The sequence below is a fragment of the Avibacterium volantium genome (genome assembly GCF_049366555.1).
GTDB lineage: Bacteria > Pseudomonadota > Gammaproteobacteria > Enterobacterales > Pasteurellaceae > Avibacterium > Avibacterium volantium_A.
In genome coordinates this window covers 66056-84303 of record NZ_JBMMGT010000008.1, presented here as the reverse complement: position 1 = coordinate 84303, position 18248 = coordinate 66056, and the positions used below count along the sequence as shown (strand labels likewise).

Genomic DNA, 18248 nt, shown 5'->3' with positions numbered 1-18248 from the left:
AAAATAAAACTCACATAGGATACCCTAATGCAATTAGATAAACAAAACCTTATTTGGATTGACTTAGAAATGACGGGCTTAGATCCCGAAAAAGAACGCATCATTGAAATTGCCACCATTGTAACTGACAAAGATCTCAATATTCTTGCAGAAGGTCCTGTATTGGCCATTCATCAACCAGACAGTCTATTAAAGACAATGAACGATTGGTGTCAGAAAACCCACAGTGAAAATGGCTTAATTGATCGCGTAAGACAAAGCAAACTCAGCGAACGGGCTGCTGAATTACGAACCTTGGATTTTCTAAAAAAATGGGTGCCTAAAGGCGCATCGCCTATTTGTGGCAACAGCGTTGCGCAAGATAAACGCTTTTTATTCAAATATATGCCTGATCTTGCCGACTATTTTCATTATCGCCACCTTGATGTCAGCACCTTGAAAGAACTTGGAGCGCGTTGGAATCCTGAAATGTTAAAAGGTTTTAGTAAGAAAAATACCCACCTTGCTTTAGATGATATTCGTGAATCTATTGCGGAACTGGCTTATTATCGTGAGCATTTTATCAAAATGCCTTAGCCTATTTATTGCTAAGAAATGGGAAAAATCTCGCTTTCTGATCAATAACTAAACAAGCAATCAAATTTTTTATAATTTTACTTGCGGGCGTAAAAATTTTTCGTATAATACGCCTCGTTTCTTACGGAATATGCGGGAATAGCTCAGTTGGTAGAGCACGACCTTGCCAAGGTCGGGGTCGCGAGTTCGAGCCTCGTTTCCCGCTCCAATCTCCTTATCTCTTGCGGGAATAGCTCAGTTGGTAGAGCACAACCTTGCCAAGGTTGGGGTCGCGAGTTCGAGCCTCGTTTCCCGCTCCAAATTTCTCTAATATTTTAATTAACAAACTTTTTCTGTTTATCTTTTTTATTCTTTCTTATTATCTGCTTTTTCCTAATGAAAAAAGCGATAGCTAAAACTGAACATTTCAAATTAATATAGAAAAATATTTTTCTAGAAAAAACAAACAAAAAAGAGAATAAAAGCAGAAAAAGAAAAGTGCGGTAGAAAAACGCCAAATTTTCCACCGCACTTTCTAGCTGATTAATATCGCCTTTTCACAAAATAACTTCTATATCAAAGGGTTATTTACCATTCTCAACCCATTTTCCGTCAATATAATCAGCACGCCATTTGGTGGCTTTGCCATTTTTTTCAGAAGTAATATATTGACGTTTTTCCTTACGGCTAAAGCGAACGATGGCCTCGTTGCCTTCAGGATCTTTCTGCGGCGCATCAGCTAAATATTGCAATTTTTCAGGCAAACGATCACGATATAGCGCCAATTCTGCCACTTTTGCAGCACGAGTTTCACGAGATTTCGGGAAATTATGCGCAGACATAAACACGCCACTTGCGCCATCACGCAATACAAAATACGCATCAGAATTTTCACATTTTAGCTCAGGGAAATGTACTGGCTCTTCTTTTGGTGGCGCAACTTCGCCATTTTTTAAGATTTTGCGCGTGTTATCACATTGAGTACAAGCCATATATTTACCAAAACGTCCCAATTTTAAGTGCATATCTGCGCCGCACTTATCACATTCCACCACTGGGCCGTCATAACCTTTAATCTTAAACTCGCCTTGCTCCACCACATAGCCATCACAATTTGGATTATTTCCGCATACGTAAAGTTTTCTTTGCGGATCAATAATATAGCTATCCATTGCCGTGCCACATTTCGGGCAACGTTTGCGATCCATTAGAGCTTTAGTTTCAGAAGCTTCGTCCAGTACATTTAATAATTCGGCTTCTGGGATTAAATTTATTGTGGTTTTGCACCGCTCTTTTGGTGGTAAGGCATAGCCTGAACAGCCTAAGAATACACCTGTACTTGCAGTACGAATCGCCATTGGACGGCCACAAGTTGGGCATTTAATATCGGTTAGCACAAGGCTATTTGGCTTCATTCCGCCCTCTAGCTCATCTAATTCGGCTTGGCTCAGCTGTGCAGAAAAATCTTTAAAGAATTGATTTAATTCCGCTTTCCAATTTTTCTCACCGTTGGCAATTTGGTCTAGCACATCTTCCATATTGGCGGTGAAATCATAATTCATTAAATCGGTGAAAGATTGGTTAAGGCGATCGGTAACAATCTCCCCCATTTTTTCTGCATAAAAACGGCGATTTTCCACCCGCACATAACCACGATCTTGAATGGTTGAAATGATCGCGGCATAAGTAGAAGGACGACCAATTCCGCGTTTTTCCAGCTCTTTTACCAGTGCCGCTTCAGTAAAGCGCGCAGGTGGTTTAGTGAAATGTTGCTGTGGGATTACTTCTTTTAAATTTAGCTGATCGTTCACCGCAACGGCTGGCAGCACTTGATCTTCTGCACTTTTACTCATTGGCGGTAACACTTTTGTCCAACCGTCAAAACGCAAAATACGCCCTTTGGCTTTCAGACTGTAATCGCCTGCCGTTACCGTGAGCGTTGAGCTGTCATATTGTGCCGCAGGCATTTGGCAAGCAACAAATTGACGCCAAATGAGATCATATAAACGCACCGCATCTTTTTCCATTCCTTGTAGATCTGCTGCCAATACACGCACATCAGAAGGACGAATAGCTTCGTGCGCCTCTTGCGCATTTTCTTTGCTCGAATAAAAATTCGGTTTGCTCGGTAAATAACTGTCGCCATAATGTGAGCCGATATAATCACGCACCATATTTAAGGCATCTTGACTTAAGTTGGTGCTATCAGTACGCATATAGGTAATATAACCTGCTTCATACAAACGCTGCGCTAGCATCATTGTTTTTTTCACGCCAAAATTAAGGCGGGTACTTGCCGTTTGTTGCAAGGTTGAAGTAATAAATGGCGCTTTCGGTTTAGAGCTGGTTGGCTTGGTTTCTAAATCAGAAACGACATAGTCAGATTTTTGTAAAAAATCCACCGCACTTTGCGCTTGTTGCGCATTCTTCGGCTCAAATTTTTTCCCTTTAAAACTGGTTACATCAAGACGCAAACCAATTTTCTGTGCGGTTTCCGTTTGCACCGCCACTTCCCAATATTCTTCAGGTTGGAAAGCTTTGATCTCACGCTCGCGTTCTACTAATAATTTCACCGCGACCGATTGCACGCGTCCTGCTGATAAGCCGCGCGCCACTTTCTTCCATAATAATGGCGACACCATAAAGCCCACCACGCGATCAAGAAAACGGCGTGTTTGTTGGGCATTAACGCGATCCATATTGAGATGTTCTGGGTGTTCAAAAGCTTGGGTGATAGCATTTTTGGTGATCTCGTTAAATACCACGCGGCTAAAGCGATCATCATCACCGCCAATCACTTCACGCAAATGCCAAGCAATGGCTTCCCCTTCTCTATCCAAATCGGTAGCGAGATAAATATGATCCGCTTTTTTCGCCAGCGATTTGAGTTCCGCCACCACTTTTTCTTTACCCGGTAAAATTTGGTAATTGGCTTTCCAATCGTGATAAGGATCGATCCCCATACGCTTCACCAAGGCATTACGTTCTTTTTCTTGCTTAATGGCTTGCTTTTCTTCGGGGCTTAATCCTTTGGTAGAAATTGGCTTGGCTTTTTCACCTGTACTCATTCCAGCAGTAGGTAAATCGCAAATATGCCCTACGCTGGATTTCACTATATAATCTTTTCCTAAATACTTATTAATGGTCTTCGCTTTCGCTGGCGACTCCACAATCACTAAAGATTTACTCATCTTTTTCTTTACCTAATTTCTGCTAACTTGTGTAAAATTGCCCGATATATTGCGGACTATCTGTGGATTGGTCAATCATTTTTTAAAAAAAGGAAGAATAAATGGATAAACTCAATGCAATTTCTGTCTTTTGTAAAGTGGTGGAAACGCAAAGTTTTACCCAAACCGCTATACAGCAAAATATCTCCGTGGCAATGACGAGTAAGTTAGTTTCACAACTGGAAGAACAGCTGAAAACCCGCTTGTTGCAGCGTACCACCAGAAAGATTGTGCCGACCGAAGCAGGATTGATGTATTACCAGCGTTGCCAACCCATTTTAGCTGAACTGCAAGAAGCTGAAGCCAGTATCAGCAATCTTGCTAGCGCATTACAAGGCAAGCTGCATATTTCCGTGCCACGAGATTTTGGCTTGCGTTTTATTGCGCCTAATTTGGGCTTATTCTTACACGCCAATCCTGATCTTGAAGTGGATATTGAATTTAACGATCGTTTAGTGGATTTAATCACCGAAGGCTTTGATCTCGCTTTACGCATTGGCAATTTGCAAGACAGCTCGCTAGTAGCGAAAAAAATTGCGAGTTCAACAATGCACATTGTGGGATCGCCCGATTATTTCGCCAAAAATGGTATTCCACAAACGCCAGAAGAACTCTATCAACACAAAATAATGCTGTATAAATCCAATAACAATCAAGTATTTTGGGAATTTATCAACGGCACAAGAATTGAACGCTTGCGCGTACAGGCTGATGTAATGTGCAACAGTGGCTTAGCCTTAGCAGAACTGGCAAAATCAGGACTCGGCATTGTGAATTTACCACGTTTTCTGATTGAAAATGAATTAGCTTCAGGGGAATTGGTGGAAGTGCTGGCTGACTATCCGCAACATCAAATTGATATGAATATTGTCTATCCCCACCGCCGTCATTTGGCGGCGAAAGTGAAAGCTTTTGTGGACTTTTTAAGTCAACTTGGATTATGCCAAGAAACCGCTAGCAATAAATAGAAGAAATAATAGAAATAAAAAGAAATAAAAAGTGCGGTGCAATTTTTAAAAATTTTCCCCTTCTATTTGCATAAAAGGGGAAAATAATTTTTAGCGTAACGTCCCGCAATTAATACAGTATAAATACTGTCCTTTAGGATCGTTAAATTGGCTCAGTTGGTTGAGCTGTTGTTTTACTTCATTGAACGGTTTTGCCAAGCCAAGCGCATTGAATAATTGCTGTTGCGCGCCTTTGCCGAAGCCTTTCACCAAGGCATCAAGCATAGAATCATTACGTTCAATTAGCCATTCCACGCTAAATTCTTCCGCACTTTGCTCACTTTGTTTTGCTTTAGCTAATTCCGTTGCTTTTTCCACCGCACGATCAAAATCGCCTAGTTCGTCCACCAATTTATTTTGCAAGGCTTCCGATCCCAACCACACTTGACCTTGTGCGATTTTATCCACATCTGTTTTAGCTAGCTGACGGCCTTTGCTGACAAGTGAAAGGAATTTATCGTAACCCCGTTCAATTTCCAGTTGATAAAGATCACTTTTTACTTTTGAGATCCCGCCAAAAGAAGATTGCTGGCTTAATGGTGAAGTGGCCACGCCATCAGCATTCACGCCAATTTCTGCCACGGCTTTCTCAAAGGTCGGGAACATCGCGAAAATACCGATAGATCCCGTAATGGTATCCGCATCAGCTAAAATATAATCTGCAGTGCTAGAAATCCAATAACCACCTGAAGCAGCCATTGCCCCCATTGACACCACCACTGGCTTGCCTGCTTGCTGTAAATGCACAATTTCCTGACGGATAATTTCTGACGCAAAGGCACTGCCACCGGGGCTATTTACACGCAAAATCACGGCTTTGATTTTTTCATCTTCATAAGCTTGACGTAGCAATGTGGCAATGGTATCACCGCCAACGCCATTTTCATCGCTTTCCCCATCAATAATTGCACCTTCAACATTGACCACCGCAATACGGTTTTTGCCTTCCCCCTCAATACGATCAGGTAAATCTGCCAAATAGCGATCAAACGGCAACAATTTTGCTTTACCCTCTGCATTTTTGCCAAAAAGTGCGGTGAGTTTTTGTTCTAAAGTGAAACGATCGGCAAGTTGCGTCACAAATTTTTGCTGTTGGGCATAAGCCGTCAAATCCCCATTTAACGCTTTCAAATTCGCGAAATATTGCTCCGCTTCAGGCAATACATTATCAACAGGGATTTCACGATTATTTGCGATCAGCGTTTTATAATCCGTCCACATTGTGCTTAACCAGCGTTGCATATTGGCTCTGGCTTCTGCCGACATATCATTACGCAAAAACGGCTCAACGGCAGACTTATACGTCCCTACACGGAAAATATGTGGCGTGATTTTTAGCTTGTCGAGCAAATCTTTGTAATACAGGTTTTCCAGCGCCAAGCCTTGAATCTCCACTGCACCAATCGGGTTGAGATAAATTTCATCGGCATAGCTTGCGAGTACATATTGTTTTTGCGTATAGCTATCCGCATAAGCAATCACCGGCTTACCACTTTGCTTAAACTGATTAATCGCCTTGCCCACATATTTAATCGCAGGCAAATCAGCGCCTTCAAAACGATTCAGATCTAACACCAAACCTTTAATGCGTGGATCATTCACTGCAGATCGAATGCTATACACCAAATCAAAGGTAGAAATTTGACGCGGCACATATTGAGAATCCACTTCTTTTAACAAATCTTGCAAAGAGTGGATTTCTTCACGATTATCCGCTAAATATCCATCTAAATTCAGCAATAACGCCCCTTCATCCGCGCTCAGTGGCGCTTGAGTTTCTTTATTTGCATTTGTGAGCAAACTCACCACTGTAAAAAGAAACAACACAAAAACAAGAAAGACTAAATTCATCACAACATTGCGCACAAAATTTAATCCTCGCCATAGCATAGAGCCTAGTTTCATCAGCGATTTCATAGATTTCCTTATTTTTTGATTTTATTTGAGAGAGCGTATCATAAACAGATTAACACCCAAATGCGAATTATTCTTTCCAGAATGCCTGTTTTTATCCACTTTGATCTGTTTTCTCGATCAGGATCGCAGAACTCACCAAAAAATCACCGCACTTAAAAAGATTTTGCTATGGTTGCCCCAGCACAAGGAGAACCCAATGTTAAATTTATTCAAACGCCCGATTGAAGTCGAAACCTTAGAGGCTTGGGCAAAAATGGTAGAAGATATTGCCAACGTTGTGATACTTGCAGTCCCCGTGATAATATTTGGTCAGAATGGAATACTATTTAAGATTATGAGTAGTCTTACATTAATGTTTGTTATTTATGCCACTCTCGTTGCTGGAAAGTTGCTTAGAAAACACAAATCCCAGCTATCAAAGGAGGATTAAATGGAACTCACCATTGGATTACTTGTTCTTTTAGGGATTGTTCTGGCTTTTTTAGCTGCTATTAATCACACCATAAAACAAGCTGAAAAAGAAGCCGATAAAGAGAGTAAAAAGAACTAATTACATAAGCCCCCGATATAAAGGGGGCTTTTCTATATCACCTATAAGACCAAAAACTATGCTATAATCCACCGCACTTTTCATAACAAAAATGATCATAAAAGGACTGATTATGGACGCTTTAACCCTACTCACTTCACGTCGTTCTAACAAGAAACTCTTTGCGCCTGCGCCAAACCAAGCACAACTTGAACAGATTTTCCAAGCCGCACTGCACGTCCCTGATCACGGTAGATTGCAACCTTATCGCTTTGTAGTGATTGAAAAAGACGGTTTAAACAAACTTGGCGGCTTATTAAAAAGTGCGGTACAAGAACTTAATCTCGGTGAAGAGCGGTTGAAAAAAGCGGAAAATTTACCGAATCGTGCGCCAATGATCATTGCCGTAATCGCAAAAATCCAAAAAGATATTGCTAAAGTCCCCGCTTGGGAACAAATGCTTACCGCAGGTTGCGCCACTTACGCAATGCAACTTGCCGCCAATGCACAAGGCTTTGACAATGTATGGGTTACTGGCCCTTGGGTTGATGGCTCTGCATTGCGTGATACGTTACAATGTAACGAAAGTGATAAAGTAGTTGCCTTAGTCCTGATGGGGACGGGGGAAGAAAAAGCCAACCGAGAACCTAAGCATATCGAGCTGGCAAATTTTGTGAGTTATTTATAATGTACGAGAAAAAATCACCGCACTGATAAAATGCGGTGATGTCTTATAACCCCTCACTTCTCTACCACCTTTCCAAAGCCTGCTGATCACTTTCTCGATGTTCGATCCAACGCTCGCCTTTTTCTGTCTGTTCTTTTTTCCAAAACGGCGCTTTGCTTTTGAGAAAATCCATAATAAATTCATTGGCTTGATAAGCTTCACCACGATGAGGAGAACTCACTGCGACTAGCACAATTTCATCGCCCGTATGCAGTAAGCCCACGCGGTGAATTACCGCAACGCGTAATAAGTTCCAACGTGAGCAAGCTTCATCAACAATTTCACGCAAGGCTTTTTCTGTCATCGCAGGATAATGTTCTAAAAATAAGCTGGATACGCTATCGCCCAAATTCATTTCGCGCACTTTCCCCACGAAAACAACGGCAGCGCCGACACTATTTGGCGCGGAAACCCAACGATAAACCGCATTTTGATCAAAATTGGCAGTTTGTACCGCAATTTGAATTTCTGCCATTTTAGCCCCCTGTAACAGGTGGGAAAAAGGCAATTTCATCGCCATTTTGCACCGCACTTTCAAGACTAGCCAAGGTTTGATTAATGGCAACCAAAAGCTTTTCTTTATCTAACGCCAACGCCCACTTATCCCCTTTGGCGCTCAAATGTTGGCGTAGTGCTTCTGCGTTGGCAAATTGGCCTGAGATTTCAATTTCATCAACCCCAATCAGCTCTCGTGTTTGGGCAAAAAATAATACTTTAATCATTCAGTTTTCCTGCTAAAAAATGGCCAGATTTTCCACCGCACTTTTCTAAAAGGCGAATATGTTCAATCACAATATCTTTCTGCACCGCTTTGCACATATCATAAATCGTTAAGGCAGCCACGCTTGCAGCGGTAAGCGCTTCCATTTCCACGCCTGTTTTGCCTGTTAATTTGCATAGACTTTCAATACGTACTTGATTGCTTTCAGGCAGGGCCGTTAAGGATACTTCCACTTTTGAAAGCAATAATGGGTGGCATAAGGGAATTAAATCCCAAGTGCGTTTTGCCGCCTGAATGCCAGCAATACGCGCTGTGGCAAACACATCGCCTTTGTGGTGTTGCCCTGATAAAATCATTTGCAAAGTAGATTGTGACATTGTAACCAGCGCTTCTGCTCTTGCTTCACGCACGGTTTCTTGTTTACCCGAAACGTCCGCCATATTGGCTTCGCCATTATTATTAATATGAGTAAATGTGGTCATTATAATTCCTTGATTAACCGCCAATGCTGGCAAGATGATTACGCACGCCGCTATCACCATTATGTAAAAAGTGATGTTCTCGCTTACCCTGTAACGCAGAGAAAATGCGTGATTCTAAAAGAGATTGCTGATTATCCGATTGTAACAAATCACGCAATTCGATACCTTCTTCACCAAACAAACAAAGATGAAGTTTGCCCTTGGCTGAAACTCGCAGACGATTACAACTGGTGCAGAAATTTTTTTCATAAGGCATAATTAAGCCAATTTCACCTTGATAATCTGGGTGTTTAAACACTTTAGCTGGGCCGTCTAAATAACCGCGCTGTTGCAATTGCCAACCTGAAGCCAGTAATTTTTCTGCTAAAATTTGCCCCGATAGATGATAGCGTTGGAAAAACTGATCCATTTCGCCTGTCTGCATTAGCTCGATAAAACGCATTTGAATCGGACGATATTTTATCCAATCTAAAAAGCCCGCAAATTCCTGATCATTGAGATTTTTCATCAGCACCGCATTGACTTTAACTTTCTGATACCCCACTTCAAAGGCACGATCAATACCCTGCATAATTTCCGCAAACTTATCCACGCCCGTAATACGCTGGAACATCTTCGCATCAAGGCTATCCACGCTCACATTAACAGACGTAATCCCCGCTTGTTTCCACGCGGCAATGTCTTTCGCCATACGATAACCATTGGTGGTCAAGGCTATTTGCTTAATGCCTTCAATTTGCTGAATATTTTCGACAATAGAAAGAAAATCCTTGCGCAAGGTTGGCTCGCCGCCCGTGATACGAATTTTTTCCGTACCAAGATGGGCAAAAGCACGCACTAGGCGGACAATTTCACTTTGAGTAAGAAAGCTCGGTTTATTGGCTTCTGGCTGATAACCATTGGGTAAACAATAGTTACAACGGAAATTGCACATATCCGTAATGGACAGTCGCAAATAATAATATTGGCGGGCAAACCCATCAATAAGACGCGTTTCCCCCACCTGTTTCACAGGAATTTGTATAGGAATGCTTTGCATTAGACACCTTTCTAAAATGGAGAGGATAAGCCGTTTCCAACGTATCCCTGAGCAATACAAAATGCATTGCTGGCATTGCCACCCTATTTTGCAATCAACAAAACGTAGGTGAACAAGCTCGGAGTTATGCGAAAATTTTCCCTATTCTAAGGGCTTAACAACAATTTAGCCATACCTAGAATGGGATCTATATCAAAAAAATGCCATATTTTACTTATAAATCAATTGTATAATATGCTATATAACGAAAATTCACAAAATTTCTACCGCACTTTTAGACAAATTTGTTTATACTTAACCCTAATTCTCTTATAACGCTCACATTTTAAAGGAAAAACAATGAGTGATTTAACACCGCACAGTCGGCACGAAAATTTAGATAAGATAAATCACATTGTAGCTATTGGCGGCGGACACGGACTTGGCCGCGTGATGTCTGCGCTCAGTTTTATGAAAGAACGCTTAACGGGCATTGTTACCACCACTGACAATGGTAGTTCCACAGGCAGAATTCGGAAACAACAAGGTGGCATTGCGTGGGGCGATTTACGCAATTGTCTTAACCAAATTATCACTGAACCTAGCACTGCATCTGCACTGTTCGAATACCGTTTTTCTGCCAATAGTGGAGAACTTGCAGGGCATAATCTTGGCAATTTAATGCTAAAAGCCTTAGAAAATATGCAAATTCGCCCCACCGAAGGGGTAAACTTAATCCGTGATTTATTGCGCGTAAAATCTTTTATTGTACCGATGTCAGAAAGTGCGGTGCATCTTGCTGCTTCCTTGCCTTCAGGCTCTAGCGTGGTAGGTGAAGTGGAAATTGATGAGCTGAGCGAATTACCTAACTCCATTTTCCTTGTTCCCCTTGTCAGCGCCACGCCTGAAGCCATTTGCGCTATTCAGCAAGCTGAAGTGATCCTATTTGGCCCGGGCAGTTTTCTCACCAGTATAATGCCGCCGATTTTGCTCCCCGAAATTATTGAGGCATTAAAAAACAGCCAAGCGAAGAAAATTTTCATCGACAATCTTGGGGTTGAACATAGCCCGTCCGCAGCACTTTCTTTACAAGATCGAATAAATTGGATTAACGAAACCGTTGGGCAAAAGATTATTGATGGTGCGATCGTACAAAACGGTTTAATGCCAGAAAATAGCGATCCGCAGTTAAAAATTATTGCCAGACGTCTGCGTGCTGACGACATCAGCTACCGCCACGATCGCACTTTATTGTGTAAAGCGATTGATGATTTGATTGGCGAATTACAAAGAAAAAATAGCTAAAAGCAGCCTTATCCCACACAGCTCATTATAATAAACCCGAAAACAAAAGCGGACAATCGTCCGCTTTTATTGCTATTCAAGTAAATTAAGCAAATTTAATTCGCTGGTCGTTTGGCTAATTCTTCATCGCGCAGTACGCGGCGCAGAATTTTACCTACATTGGATTTTGGTAATTCATCTCTAAATTCAATGTCTTTCGGTACTTTATATCCTGTGAGATGCTGGCGGCAATGTTGGCGTAGCTCATCACGCGTCAAACTTTCATCTTTTTTCACCACAAATACTTTAATGGTTTCCCCCGACACTTCATTTGGCACGCCAATAGCCACCACTTCTGCCACTTTGTAATTGAGCATAATCACATCTTCAATTTCATTTGGATACACATTAAAGCCTGAAACCAAGATCATATCTTTTTTGCGATCTACAATGCGTAAGCTGTAAGATTCGTCCATCACCACAATATCCCCTGTGGCAAGCCAGCCGTCTTTCAGCACTTCCGCTGTGGCTTCAGGGCGCTTCCAATAACCTTGCATCACCTGATCACCTTTCACCCAAAGCTCCCCTGGTTCACCAAGTTGAGCTTCTTCGCCATTGTCTTTGATGATTTTAATATCCGTATTCGGCACGGGAACACCAATAGTGCCGTTGTGTTTCACCACATTGATTGGACAAGCGGCAATCAGTGGTGAACATTCTGTCATTCCATAGCCTTCAATAATGTTACAGCCTGTGGTTTCGTGCCAACGGGTTGCCACAGATTGCTGAATGGCCATTCCCCCACCAACAGAAAGTTTAAGCTGTGAAAAATCGATTTCTTTGAAATTTTCATTATTTAACAAGGCGTTAAATAAGGTGTTTACCCCCGTGATAGCAACAAAGCGGTATTTTTTCATCTCTTTGACAAAACCATCAATATCACGCGGATTGGTGATCAAAATTGCGGTAACGCCCAGCTCAATAAACAATAAGCAGTTTACGGTTAAAGCAAAAACGTGATACAGCGGTAAAGCCAGAATGGCTTTGCGTTCGCGCGTATGATCGCCCACGAAAGGATAGGCAATCCATTTTGCCTGAAATACATTGGTAATAATGTTGTGGTGCGAGAGCATCGCCCCTTTTGCCACGCCCGTTGTGCCTCCGGTATATTGCAAAAAGGCGAGATCATTCGCTGAAATGGTTGGACGCACATATTGGCGATACTTCCCTACCGCTAACACCTCGCGAAAAGTTACGGCGTGAGGTAACTTATATTTAGGCACGAGCTTTTTAATGTATTTCACCACGAAATTTACCAGCGTGCGTTTACCAAAAGAAAGCTGATCGCCCATTCGGGTTAAAATAACGTGTTTCACTTCTGTATTGAACACCACTTTTTCAAGGGTTGAAGCGAAATTTGACACCACCACAATGGCTTTCGCACCGCTGTCTTGTAGCTGATGTTCTAGTTCTCTTGGCGTGTAAAGGGGATTAACATTCACCACCACCATTCCAGCGCGTAAAATCCCAAATAATGCAATGGGATATTGCAATAAATTAGGCATCATTAATGCCACAGGATCACCTTGTTGCAACTTTAATTCATTTTGCAAATAGGCAGCAAAAGCTCGGCTACGCTCTTCTAATTTACGAAAGGTCAGCACTTGCCCCATATTAATATAAGCAGCGCGATCAGGGTGTTCGCGCACCGCCTTATCAAACATATCTAAAATATTTTCATAGGCGGAAGTATCCAGTTCCCTTTCTGCACCTTCTGGATAATTGATAAACCAAGGCTTTTCCATTTGTTATCCTTATTATGTTTATTAAATTTTGCCGATTCTATCACTAGCTCACGAATGTGCCAAATGCTGATGCGTTATTCACGCCCCGGTAACTTTTTCCAAGTTACCTCATTGCGCAAATAAACTGGTTCAATTTCCACCGCACTTATCCATTGTTTCTGCCAGTAATAAGGCAAGGCTAAAGGCAACATTGCTTTGGCAGAAGGCAAGATGATGTCAGAATCTTTCGCCCAATCTAATGTAGCAAGTTGCGAATAAGCCTGCCAGCCCGTTCCCACTTTAACGCAATCTTCCGTTTGTTGAGCCAGCTGAAGCACTGACTCTGGGCTGCAAACTCGCTCGCTCACTAACGCTTGCCAGTCAAAAAACTCGCCAAAATCTGACCGCACTTTTTGTACCTGAAGTTGGCTAAAATACACTTCATTCATTCTGGCATCAATGGCGCATAGCACCTGCGTTGTGCCATATTGCTCAAAGGCTTGCTGTGCCATTGCGGTGAGATTAGAAATAGGAATCACCGGCAAATCCGCCCCTAACGCCAAGCCTTGCGCAATGCCTGCGCCCACGCGCACACCAGTAAAACTACCCGGCCCACGGCCAAAAACCAAGGCATCAACTTGATTGAGCGCAATGCCAGACTGGCTTAAAATTTCATCAACCATTGGCAAAATGCGCTTTGTGTGCGTGCGTTGCGCTAATTCATCTAAATGGGTGATTTCCCCTTTATGCAATAAGGCAACGGAACAGGCTTCCGTTGATGTATCTAAAGCGAGTAAAGTTGTCATTATTTTTTCTCTGTTAAAAATTGGATTACGTTGTTTAAATCTCGGGTTCGTTTAGCATTAGGCAAACTTTTCAAAAAGGTTTCACCGTAGGATCGCATCACCAAACGGCTATCACAAATAATCACCGCACCGCGGTCGGTCACATCGCGGATCAAACGCCCAACCCCTTGTTTTAAGGTGATCACCGCTTCGGGAATTTGGATCTCATTAAACGGATCTTTGCCCTGCAGGCGACAATCTTCCATTCGTGCTTTCAGCAAAGGCTCATCAGGTGCGGTAAAGGGCAATTTATCAATAATCACTAAGGAAAGGGCATCACCACGCACATCTACCCCCTCCCAGAAACTGGAAGTGGCGACCAACACGGCGTGAGATTGGGTGGTAAACTGTTCTAATAATTTGCTTTTTGCCGTTTCCCCTTGCAATAACACGGTTAAATCACTGTGTTCACGGAAAAAATCTGCCAGCCCACGCATCATTGAATAAGACGTGCAAAGCACAAAACAGCGCCCCTGATTTTTTTCGATGATCGGTAATAACATTTGTCCGAGCTGAGTTTGGGTATCCGCACGATTTAATGCGGGCAAATAGCGTGGTACGCACAGCAAGGCTTGCTCAGGATAATTAAACGGACTCGGCAAAATTTTCTGCTCTGCATTTTGAATGCCTAAACGCTGGCAAAAGTGCTCAAATGTGCCGCCCACCTCTAAGGTGGCAGAAGTAAAAATCCACGCGGCTTCTTTTTGGCTAAGCTGTTCACCGAATTTATCTGCCACGGTGAGCGGTGTAATATGCAAGCCAAAGCCACGCCCCATGGTTTCATACCAATAGCAATAGCCCACCAAATGGGTTTCTTGCAGACGTTTTAAAATCACCTGAATACTGGCAATGCGTTCAAAAATGCTGTCTAGGGTTTGCGAACGACCGAGCGCAAGTTTCACCACATCAGATAAAAATGCCAATTTTTCTTGCAATAATTCTACGCATTTTTGCACCGCACTTTTCTCTGCGGAATGCGCCATTACAGGCTGAGAATACAGCTCACGCCAGTTGCCACGGCGATTGCCTTCACCCAATAATAAACGAAAATCTTGCACCACCTTGAGCAAGGTATCCGCCGCCACACCAAGCTGTTTCATATCTTTTAATTCAGTGCGATAAACAATGTTACTATCTTTGCATAAATCAAATAATTGGCGAGAGGTTAAAGATTGACCAAAATATTGGCTGGCAATATCAGCAAGCTGATGGGCTTCATCAAAAATAATGGCTTGCGCATTAGGAATAAGCTCACCAAAGCCACTTTCTTTTACCGCCATATCAGCAAAAAATAAATGATGATTCACCACCACTAAATCGGCATTTAAGGCTTTTTTGCGCGCCGCCGCCACATAGCAATCGCCGTAATTCGGACACTCTGAGCCTAAGCAGCTTTCTGTGGTACTGGTAAGCTGTGGCAAAATCGGGCTGTCTTCCGCAATTTCCACACATTCGCTTAAATCCCCTGTCTTAGTGGCATTATTCCATTTCCGCACTTTAGCCAGATCTGCTAACACTGTGCGATCGCCCAATACCCCTTGCGCAATCAGCTGATCCAAACGTTCAAGGCAAAGATAATTGGCTCGCCCTTTTAAAAGCGCGATTTTACCTGTATAACCCAACGCTTTTTTAATGGCGGGAAGATCACGATTGAACAATTGATCTTGCAGATTTTTTGACCCTGTGGAAATAATGGTTTTCTTGCCCGCAAGCAATGCAGGCACTAAATACGCGAAGGTTTTTCCCGTACCTGTTCCCGCTTCCACCACAAGGGCTTGCTTATGTGAAATCGCCTGCGCCACGGCTTGCGCCATTTCTAGCTGCTCGGCTCGGGGGCGAAATCCTTTAATATGCTGACTCAGCACGCCCGTTTCCGCAAAGGCGTTGATCACATTTTGGCTATCCATTTATTCAATTCGGGGTTAGGGTAAATAAAATTAGTGGCTATTCTAACAGAAAAACGCTATACAGTGTTGTACTGGATAGCTTTATTGTTAATTTACAAATCAAAAAATATTGAATGCAACATTCTGTGGTAACATAGCACGTCAATTTTTTATGGATAATAGAATGCAATTAAGAAATAGTCTAAAACTTGGTTTATTAAGTGCGGTGCTTTTTTTGCTTATTTCTTGTAAAGACCAAACCGCCAACATCGGCAGCCAAGCCCCTGATATTGCGGCTTTTGATTTGCAAGGCAACAAGGTGGAATTAAGCCAATTTGCAGGGAAAAAATTGCTCATCAATTTTTGGTCAGAAACCTGTGGCATCTGCATTGTTGAAATGAAATTATTACAGCAATTTTCCCAAAGCTATCCCGAGAGCTTACAACTTTTAGCCATTAATATTGATGGTGAACGCGGTAACACGCAAGCTGTCGCAGACAAAAATCAACTCACACTGCCGATTGCCAAAGATCAGCTTAATATCACGGCTGAACGTTATCAGTTGGTTGGCACACCGACATCATTCTTGCTTGATCCTAAAGGAAAAATCCTTTATAAATTCGAGGGCTTAATCCCTGAGAACGAATTACGAAAACTATTTGAGGAAAAATAATGAAAAGTTACGCTTCTACTCTATTTTTTATTGCAGGATCGCTATTGGCGCTCAACAGTCACGCTAATGAAAGCCTTGAGCATACGCAAAAAATTTTTAATCGCTCTTGTGCAATGTGCCACGGCAAACAAGGCGAAAAATCAGCATTAAATCAATCTGCAATTATCAATAGCTTAAAAACTGAAGAAATTCTTACCGCACTTGAAAAACGTAAGGCGGGGGAAATTGTCGGTGCAGGAAATGCAGCGAAATCTCGTTTAAGTGAAGAAGAAATGAAAGGATTAGCGGAATATATTCCAACATTGAAAAAATAACATTAATGAAAAATCGGGCTACGTTGAATAGCCCGATTTTTTTATCTCATATTATACCCTAGATTTCGTACAAGCTTTTAGTAAAAAATAACCACCGACCGCTGAAATGGCTGAACCAAGTAAGATACCTACTCGAGCAAAGCTTGCCATTTCACTTGCCCCATCGCCACCAAAGGCAAGACCGGCTAAGAACATTGACATGGTAAAACCAATACCACAGAGCAAGGCAATGGCAAAAATCTGTTTAAAATTAATTCCTTCAGGCAATTTTGCAATACGGAATAATACAGAGAGATAGCTAAACAAAAAGACACCCAGTGGTTTTCCCAGTAATAGCCCTAAGATCACGCCTAAAGTGAGTGGCGAGCTTAAGGTCTCTAACCCCATTCCTGATAAGGATACCCCAGCATTGGAAAAGGCGAATAACGGTAAAATAAAGAAAGAACACCAAGGGGCTAAAATATGTTCCATATCGTGCAACACTTTTCTGCCGTTTTTGCCTTTGAGTGGAATACTAAAACCGATGATAACGCCTGCAAGCGTGGCGTGTACGCCTGATTTCAGCACGGATACCCATAACACTAAGCCGACAATCACATAAGGTCCTAAATTGGATATTTTAAAACGGTTAAGCAAAATCAAGCCCACAATGGCAATACTGGCAAGAATTAAGGCACGGGTACTTAAATCCTGTGAAAAGAATAAGGCAATCACAATAATCGCGCCTAAATCATCAATAATCGCCAATGCAAGCAAAAACACTTTTAATGCGAAAGGAACACGACTGCCAAGTAAACCTAACACCCCCAGTGCAAAGGCTATGTCTGTTGCCATTGGAATTGCCCAGCCGTCTTGATATTGCGGAGTATCCTTAGTAACAAACCAATAAATCGCTGCTGGCACAACCATTCCCCCCAAGGCAGCAACGGCAGGGAAAATGGCTTTTTGATAGCTTGAAATTGCCCCTGTGAGCAATTCGCGTTTTACTTCCAATCCCACAAGCACAAAAAACACAGCCATAAAGCCATCATTCACCCACATTAAGAGTGGCTTGTTAATTTGCACAATCGAGCCAAATTGGATCACCACTGGTGCATCAAGAAAACTAAAATAAAAACGGCTTAACGGTGTATTTGCCAATAAAATTGCAAACGCAGCGAAAAATAACAATAACATTCCGCTGGCAGCCTCTAATTTCATAAAGTATCGAATGTATCGAACCATTAATCTCTCCTAGTAAAAATCGCGGGCTTAAAAATATCCACCCAAATGGATC

17 protein-coding genes, 2 tRNA genes and 1 riboswitch are annotated in these 18248 nt (G+C 42.2%); of the genes, 9 read left to right on the top strand and 10 right to left on the bottom strand.

What is annotated here, in order from left to right:
• Nucleotides 1-27 precede the first annotated feature (27 nt).
• The 3 genes from orn to ACLS0A_RS03950 all read left to right on the top strand — a co-directional run bounded on the left by orn (nucleotide 28) and on the right by ACLS0A_RS03950 (nucleotide 875).
• Nucleotides 28-576 carry an oligoribonuclease gene (gene orn / locus ACLS0A_RS03960; RefSeq protein ID WP_416082438.1) on the top strand — a complete coding sequence of 183 codons (549 nt, stop codon included), beginning with the start codon at nucleotides 28-30 and terminating at the stop codon, nucleotides 574-576.
• Between the two features lie 132 nt (nucleotides 577-708).
• A tRNA-Gly gene (locus ACLS0A_RS03955) sits at nucleotides 709-784 on the top strand.
• Nucleotides 785-799: 15 nt separating this feature from the next.
• A tRNA-Gly gene (locus ACLS0A_RS03950) sits at nucleotides 800-875 on the top strand.
• Between the two features lie 264 nt (nucleotides 876-1139).
• Here the strand turns inward: ACLS0A_RS03950 and topA are convergent.
• The gene (gene topA, locus ACLS0A_RS03945) at nucleotides 1140-3746 is read right to left on the bottom strand and encodes a type I DNA topoisomerase (RefSeq protein ID WP_416082439.1); all 2607 of its coding nucleotides are present in this window, start codon (nucleotides 3744-3746) and stop codon (nucleotides 1140-1142) included.
• A gap of 101 nt (nucleotides 3747-3847) precedes the next feature.
• Here topA and ACLS0A_RS03940 point away from each other — a divergent pair, with 101 nt between their 5' ends.
• On the top strand, nucleotides 3848-4753 hold the full coding sequence (locus ACLS0A_RS03940) for a LysR family transcriptional regulator (RefSeq protein WP_416082440.1): 906 nt from the start codon (nucleotides 3848-3850) through the stop codon (nucleotides 4751-4753).
• Nucleotides 4754-4843: 90 nt separating this feature from the next.
• Here the strand turns inward: ACLS0A_RS03940 and sppA are convergent, their stop codons facing one another.
• The gene (gene sppA / locus ACLS0A_RS03935) at nucleotides 4844-6700 is read right to left on the bottom strand and encodes a signal peptide peptidase SppA (RefSeq protein WP_416082499.1); all 1857 of its coding nucleotides are present in this window, start codon (nucleotides 6698-6700) and stop codon (nucleotides 4844-4846) included.
• 205 nt (nucleotides 6701-6905) lie between these two features.
• Here sppA and ACLS0A_RS03930 point away from each other — a divergent pair, with 205 nt between their 5' ends.
• The gene (locus ACLS0A_RS03930; RefSeq protein ID WP_416082441.1) at nucleotides 6906-7139 is read left to right on the top strand and encodes a hypothetical protein; all 234 of its coding nucleotides are present in this window, start codon (nucleotides 6906-6908) and stop codon (nucleotides 7137-7139) included.
• A 232-nt stretch (nucleotides 7140-7371) separates the two neighbouring features.
• On the top strand, nucleotides 7372-7926 hold the full coding sequence (locus ACLS0A_RS03925; protein WP_416082442.1) for an NAD(P)H nitroreductase: 555 nt from the start codon (nucleotides 7372-7374) through the stop codon (nucleotides 7924-7926).
• A 61-nt stretch (nucleotides 7927-7987) separates the two neighbouring features.
• Here ACLS0A_RS03925 and moaE read toward each other — a convergent pair whose 3' ends face one another.
• From moaE to moaA, 4 genes are all read right to left on the bottom strand, one after another.
• Nucleotides 7988-8440, bottom strand: coding sequence for a molybdopterin synthase catalytic subunit MoaE (gene moaE, locus ACLS0A_RS03920; RefSeq protein WP_416082443.1), 453 nt, complete (start codon nucleotides 8438-8440; stop codon nucleotides 7988-7990).
• 1 nt (nucleotide 8441) lies between these two features.
• Nucleotides 8442-8687, bottom strand: a complete 246-nt coding sequence (moaD, locus tag ACLS0A_RS03915) for a molybdopterin synthase sulfur carrier subunit (RefSeq protein ID WP_330933098.1) — start codon at nucleotides 8685-8687, stop codon at nucleotides 8442-8444.
• Entirely contained in the window at nucleotides 8680-9168 is a 489-nt protein-coding gene (gene moaC, locus ACLS0A_RS03910) for a cyclic pyranopterin monophosphate synthase MoaC (RefSeq protein ID WP_416082444.1), read from the bottom strand. Before moaC ends, moaD begins: the two co-directional genes overlap by 8 nt.
• Nucleotides 9169-9181: 13 nt before the next feature.
• Nucleotides 9182-10207 (bottom strand): GTP 3',8-cyclase MoaA, encoded by a 1026-nt coding sequence (gene moaA, locus ACLS0A_RS03905; protein ID WP_416082445.1) that lies wholly within the window; start codon nucleotides 10205-10207, stop codon nucleotides 9182-9184.
• A riboswitch (molybdenum cofactor riboswitch) is annotated at nucleotides 10196-10343 on the bottom strand. Its footprint overlaps the gene before it by 12 nt.
• Nucleotides 10344-10546: 203 nt before the next feature.
• Here moaA and ACLS0A_RS03900 point away from each other — a divergent pair.
• Entirely contained in the window at nucleotides 10547-11491 is a 945-nt protein-coding gene (locus tag ACLS0A_RS03900) for a gluconeogenesis factor YvcK family protein (RefSeq protein ID WP_416082446.1), read from the top strand.
• A gap of 95 nt (nucleotides 11492-11586) precedes the next feature.
• On the opposite strand, the gene fadD is transcribed toward ACLS0A_RS03900, so the two are convergent.
• The 3 genes from fadD to ACLS0A_RS03885 form a co-directional block, all read right to left on the bottom strand.
• The gene (gene fadD, locus ACLS0A_RS03895) at nucleotides 11587-13275 is read right to left on the bottom strand and encodes a long-chain-fatty-acid--CoA ligase FadD (protein ID WP_416082447.1); all 1689 of its coding nucleotides are present in this window, start codon (nucleotides 13273-13275) and stop codon (nucleotides 11587-11589) included.
• Between the two features lie 74 nt (nucleotides 13276-13349).
• Nucleotides 13350-14060: a tRNA (adenosine(37)-N6)-threonylcarbamoyltransferase complex dimerization subunit type 1 TsaB gene (tsaB, locus tag ACLS0A_RS03890; protein ID WP_416082448.1), complete on the bottom strand. Its 711-nt coding sequence runs from the start codon at nucleotides 14058-14060 to the stop codon at nucleotides 13350-13352.
• Nucleotides 14060-16006 carry an ATP-dependent DNA helicase gene (locus ACLS0A_RS03885; RefSeq protein ID WP_416082449.1) on the bottom strand — a complete coding sequence of 649 codons (1947 nt, stop codon included), beginning with the start codon at nucleotides 16004-16006 and terminating at the stop codon, nucleotides 14060-14062. Before ACLS0A_RS03885 ends, tsaB begins: the two co-directional genes overlap by 1 nt.
• 163 nt (nucleotides 16007-16169) lie before the next feature.
• Here ACLS0A_RS03885 and ACLS0A_RS03880 point away from each other — a divergent pair, with 163 nt between their 5' ends.
• Complete coding sequence (locus ACLS0A_RS03880) at nucleotides 16170-16658, top strand: TlpA family protein disulfide reductase (RefSeq protein WP_416082450.1); 489 nt, start codon at nucleotides 16170-16172, stop codon at nucleotides 16656-16658.
• Complete coding sequence (locus ACLS0A_RS03875) at nucleotides 16658-16972, top strand: c-type cytochrome (protein WP_416082451.1); 315 nt, start codon at nucleotides 16658-16660, stop codon at nucleotides 16970-16972. Before ACLS0A_RS03880 ends, ACLS0A_RS03875 begins: the two co-directional genes overlap by 1 nt.
• A 51-nt stretch (nucleotides 16973-17023) precedes the next feature.
• Here ACLS0A_RS03875 and nhaA read toward each other — a convergent pair whose 3' ends face one another.
• Nucleotides 17024-18196 (bottom strand): Na+/H+ antiporter NhaA, encoded by a 1173-nt coding sequence (nhaA, locus tag ACLS0A_RS03870; RefSeq protein WP_416082452.1) that lies wholly within the window; start codon nucleotides 18194-18196, stop codon nucleotides 17024-17026.
• Between the last annotated feature and the right edge of the window lie 52 nt (nucleotides 18197-18248).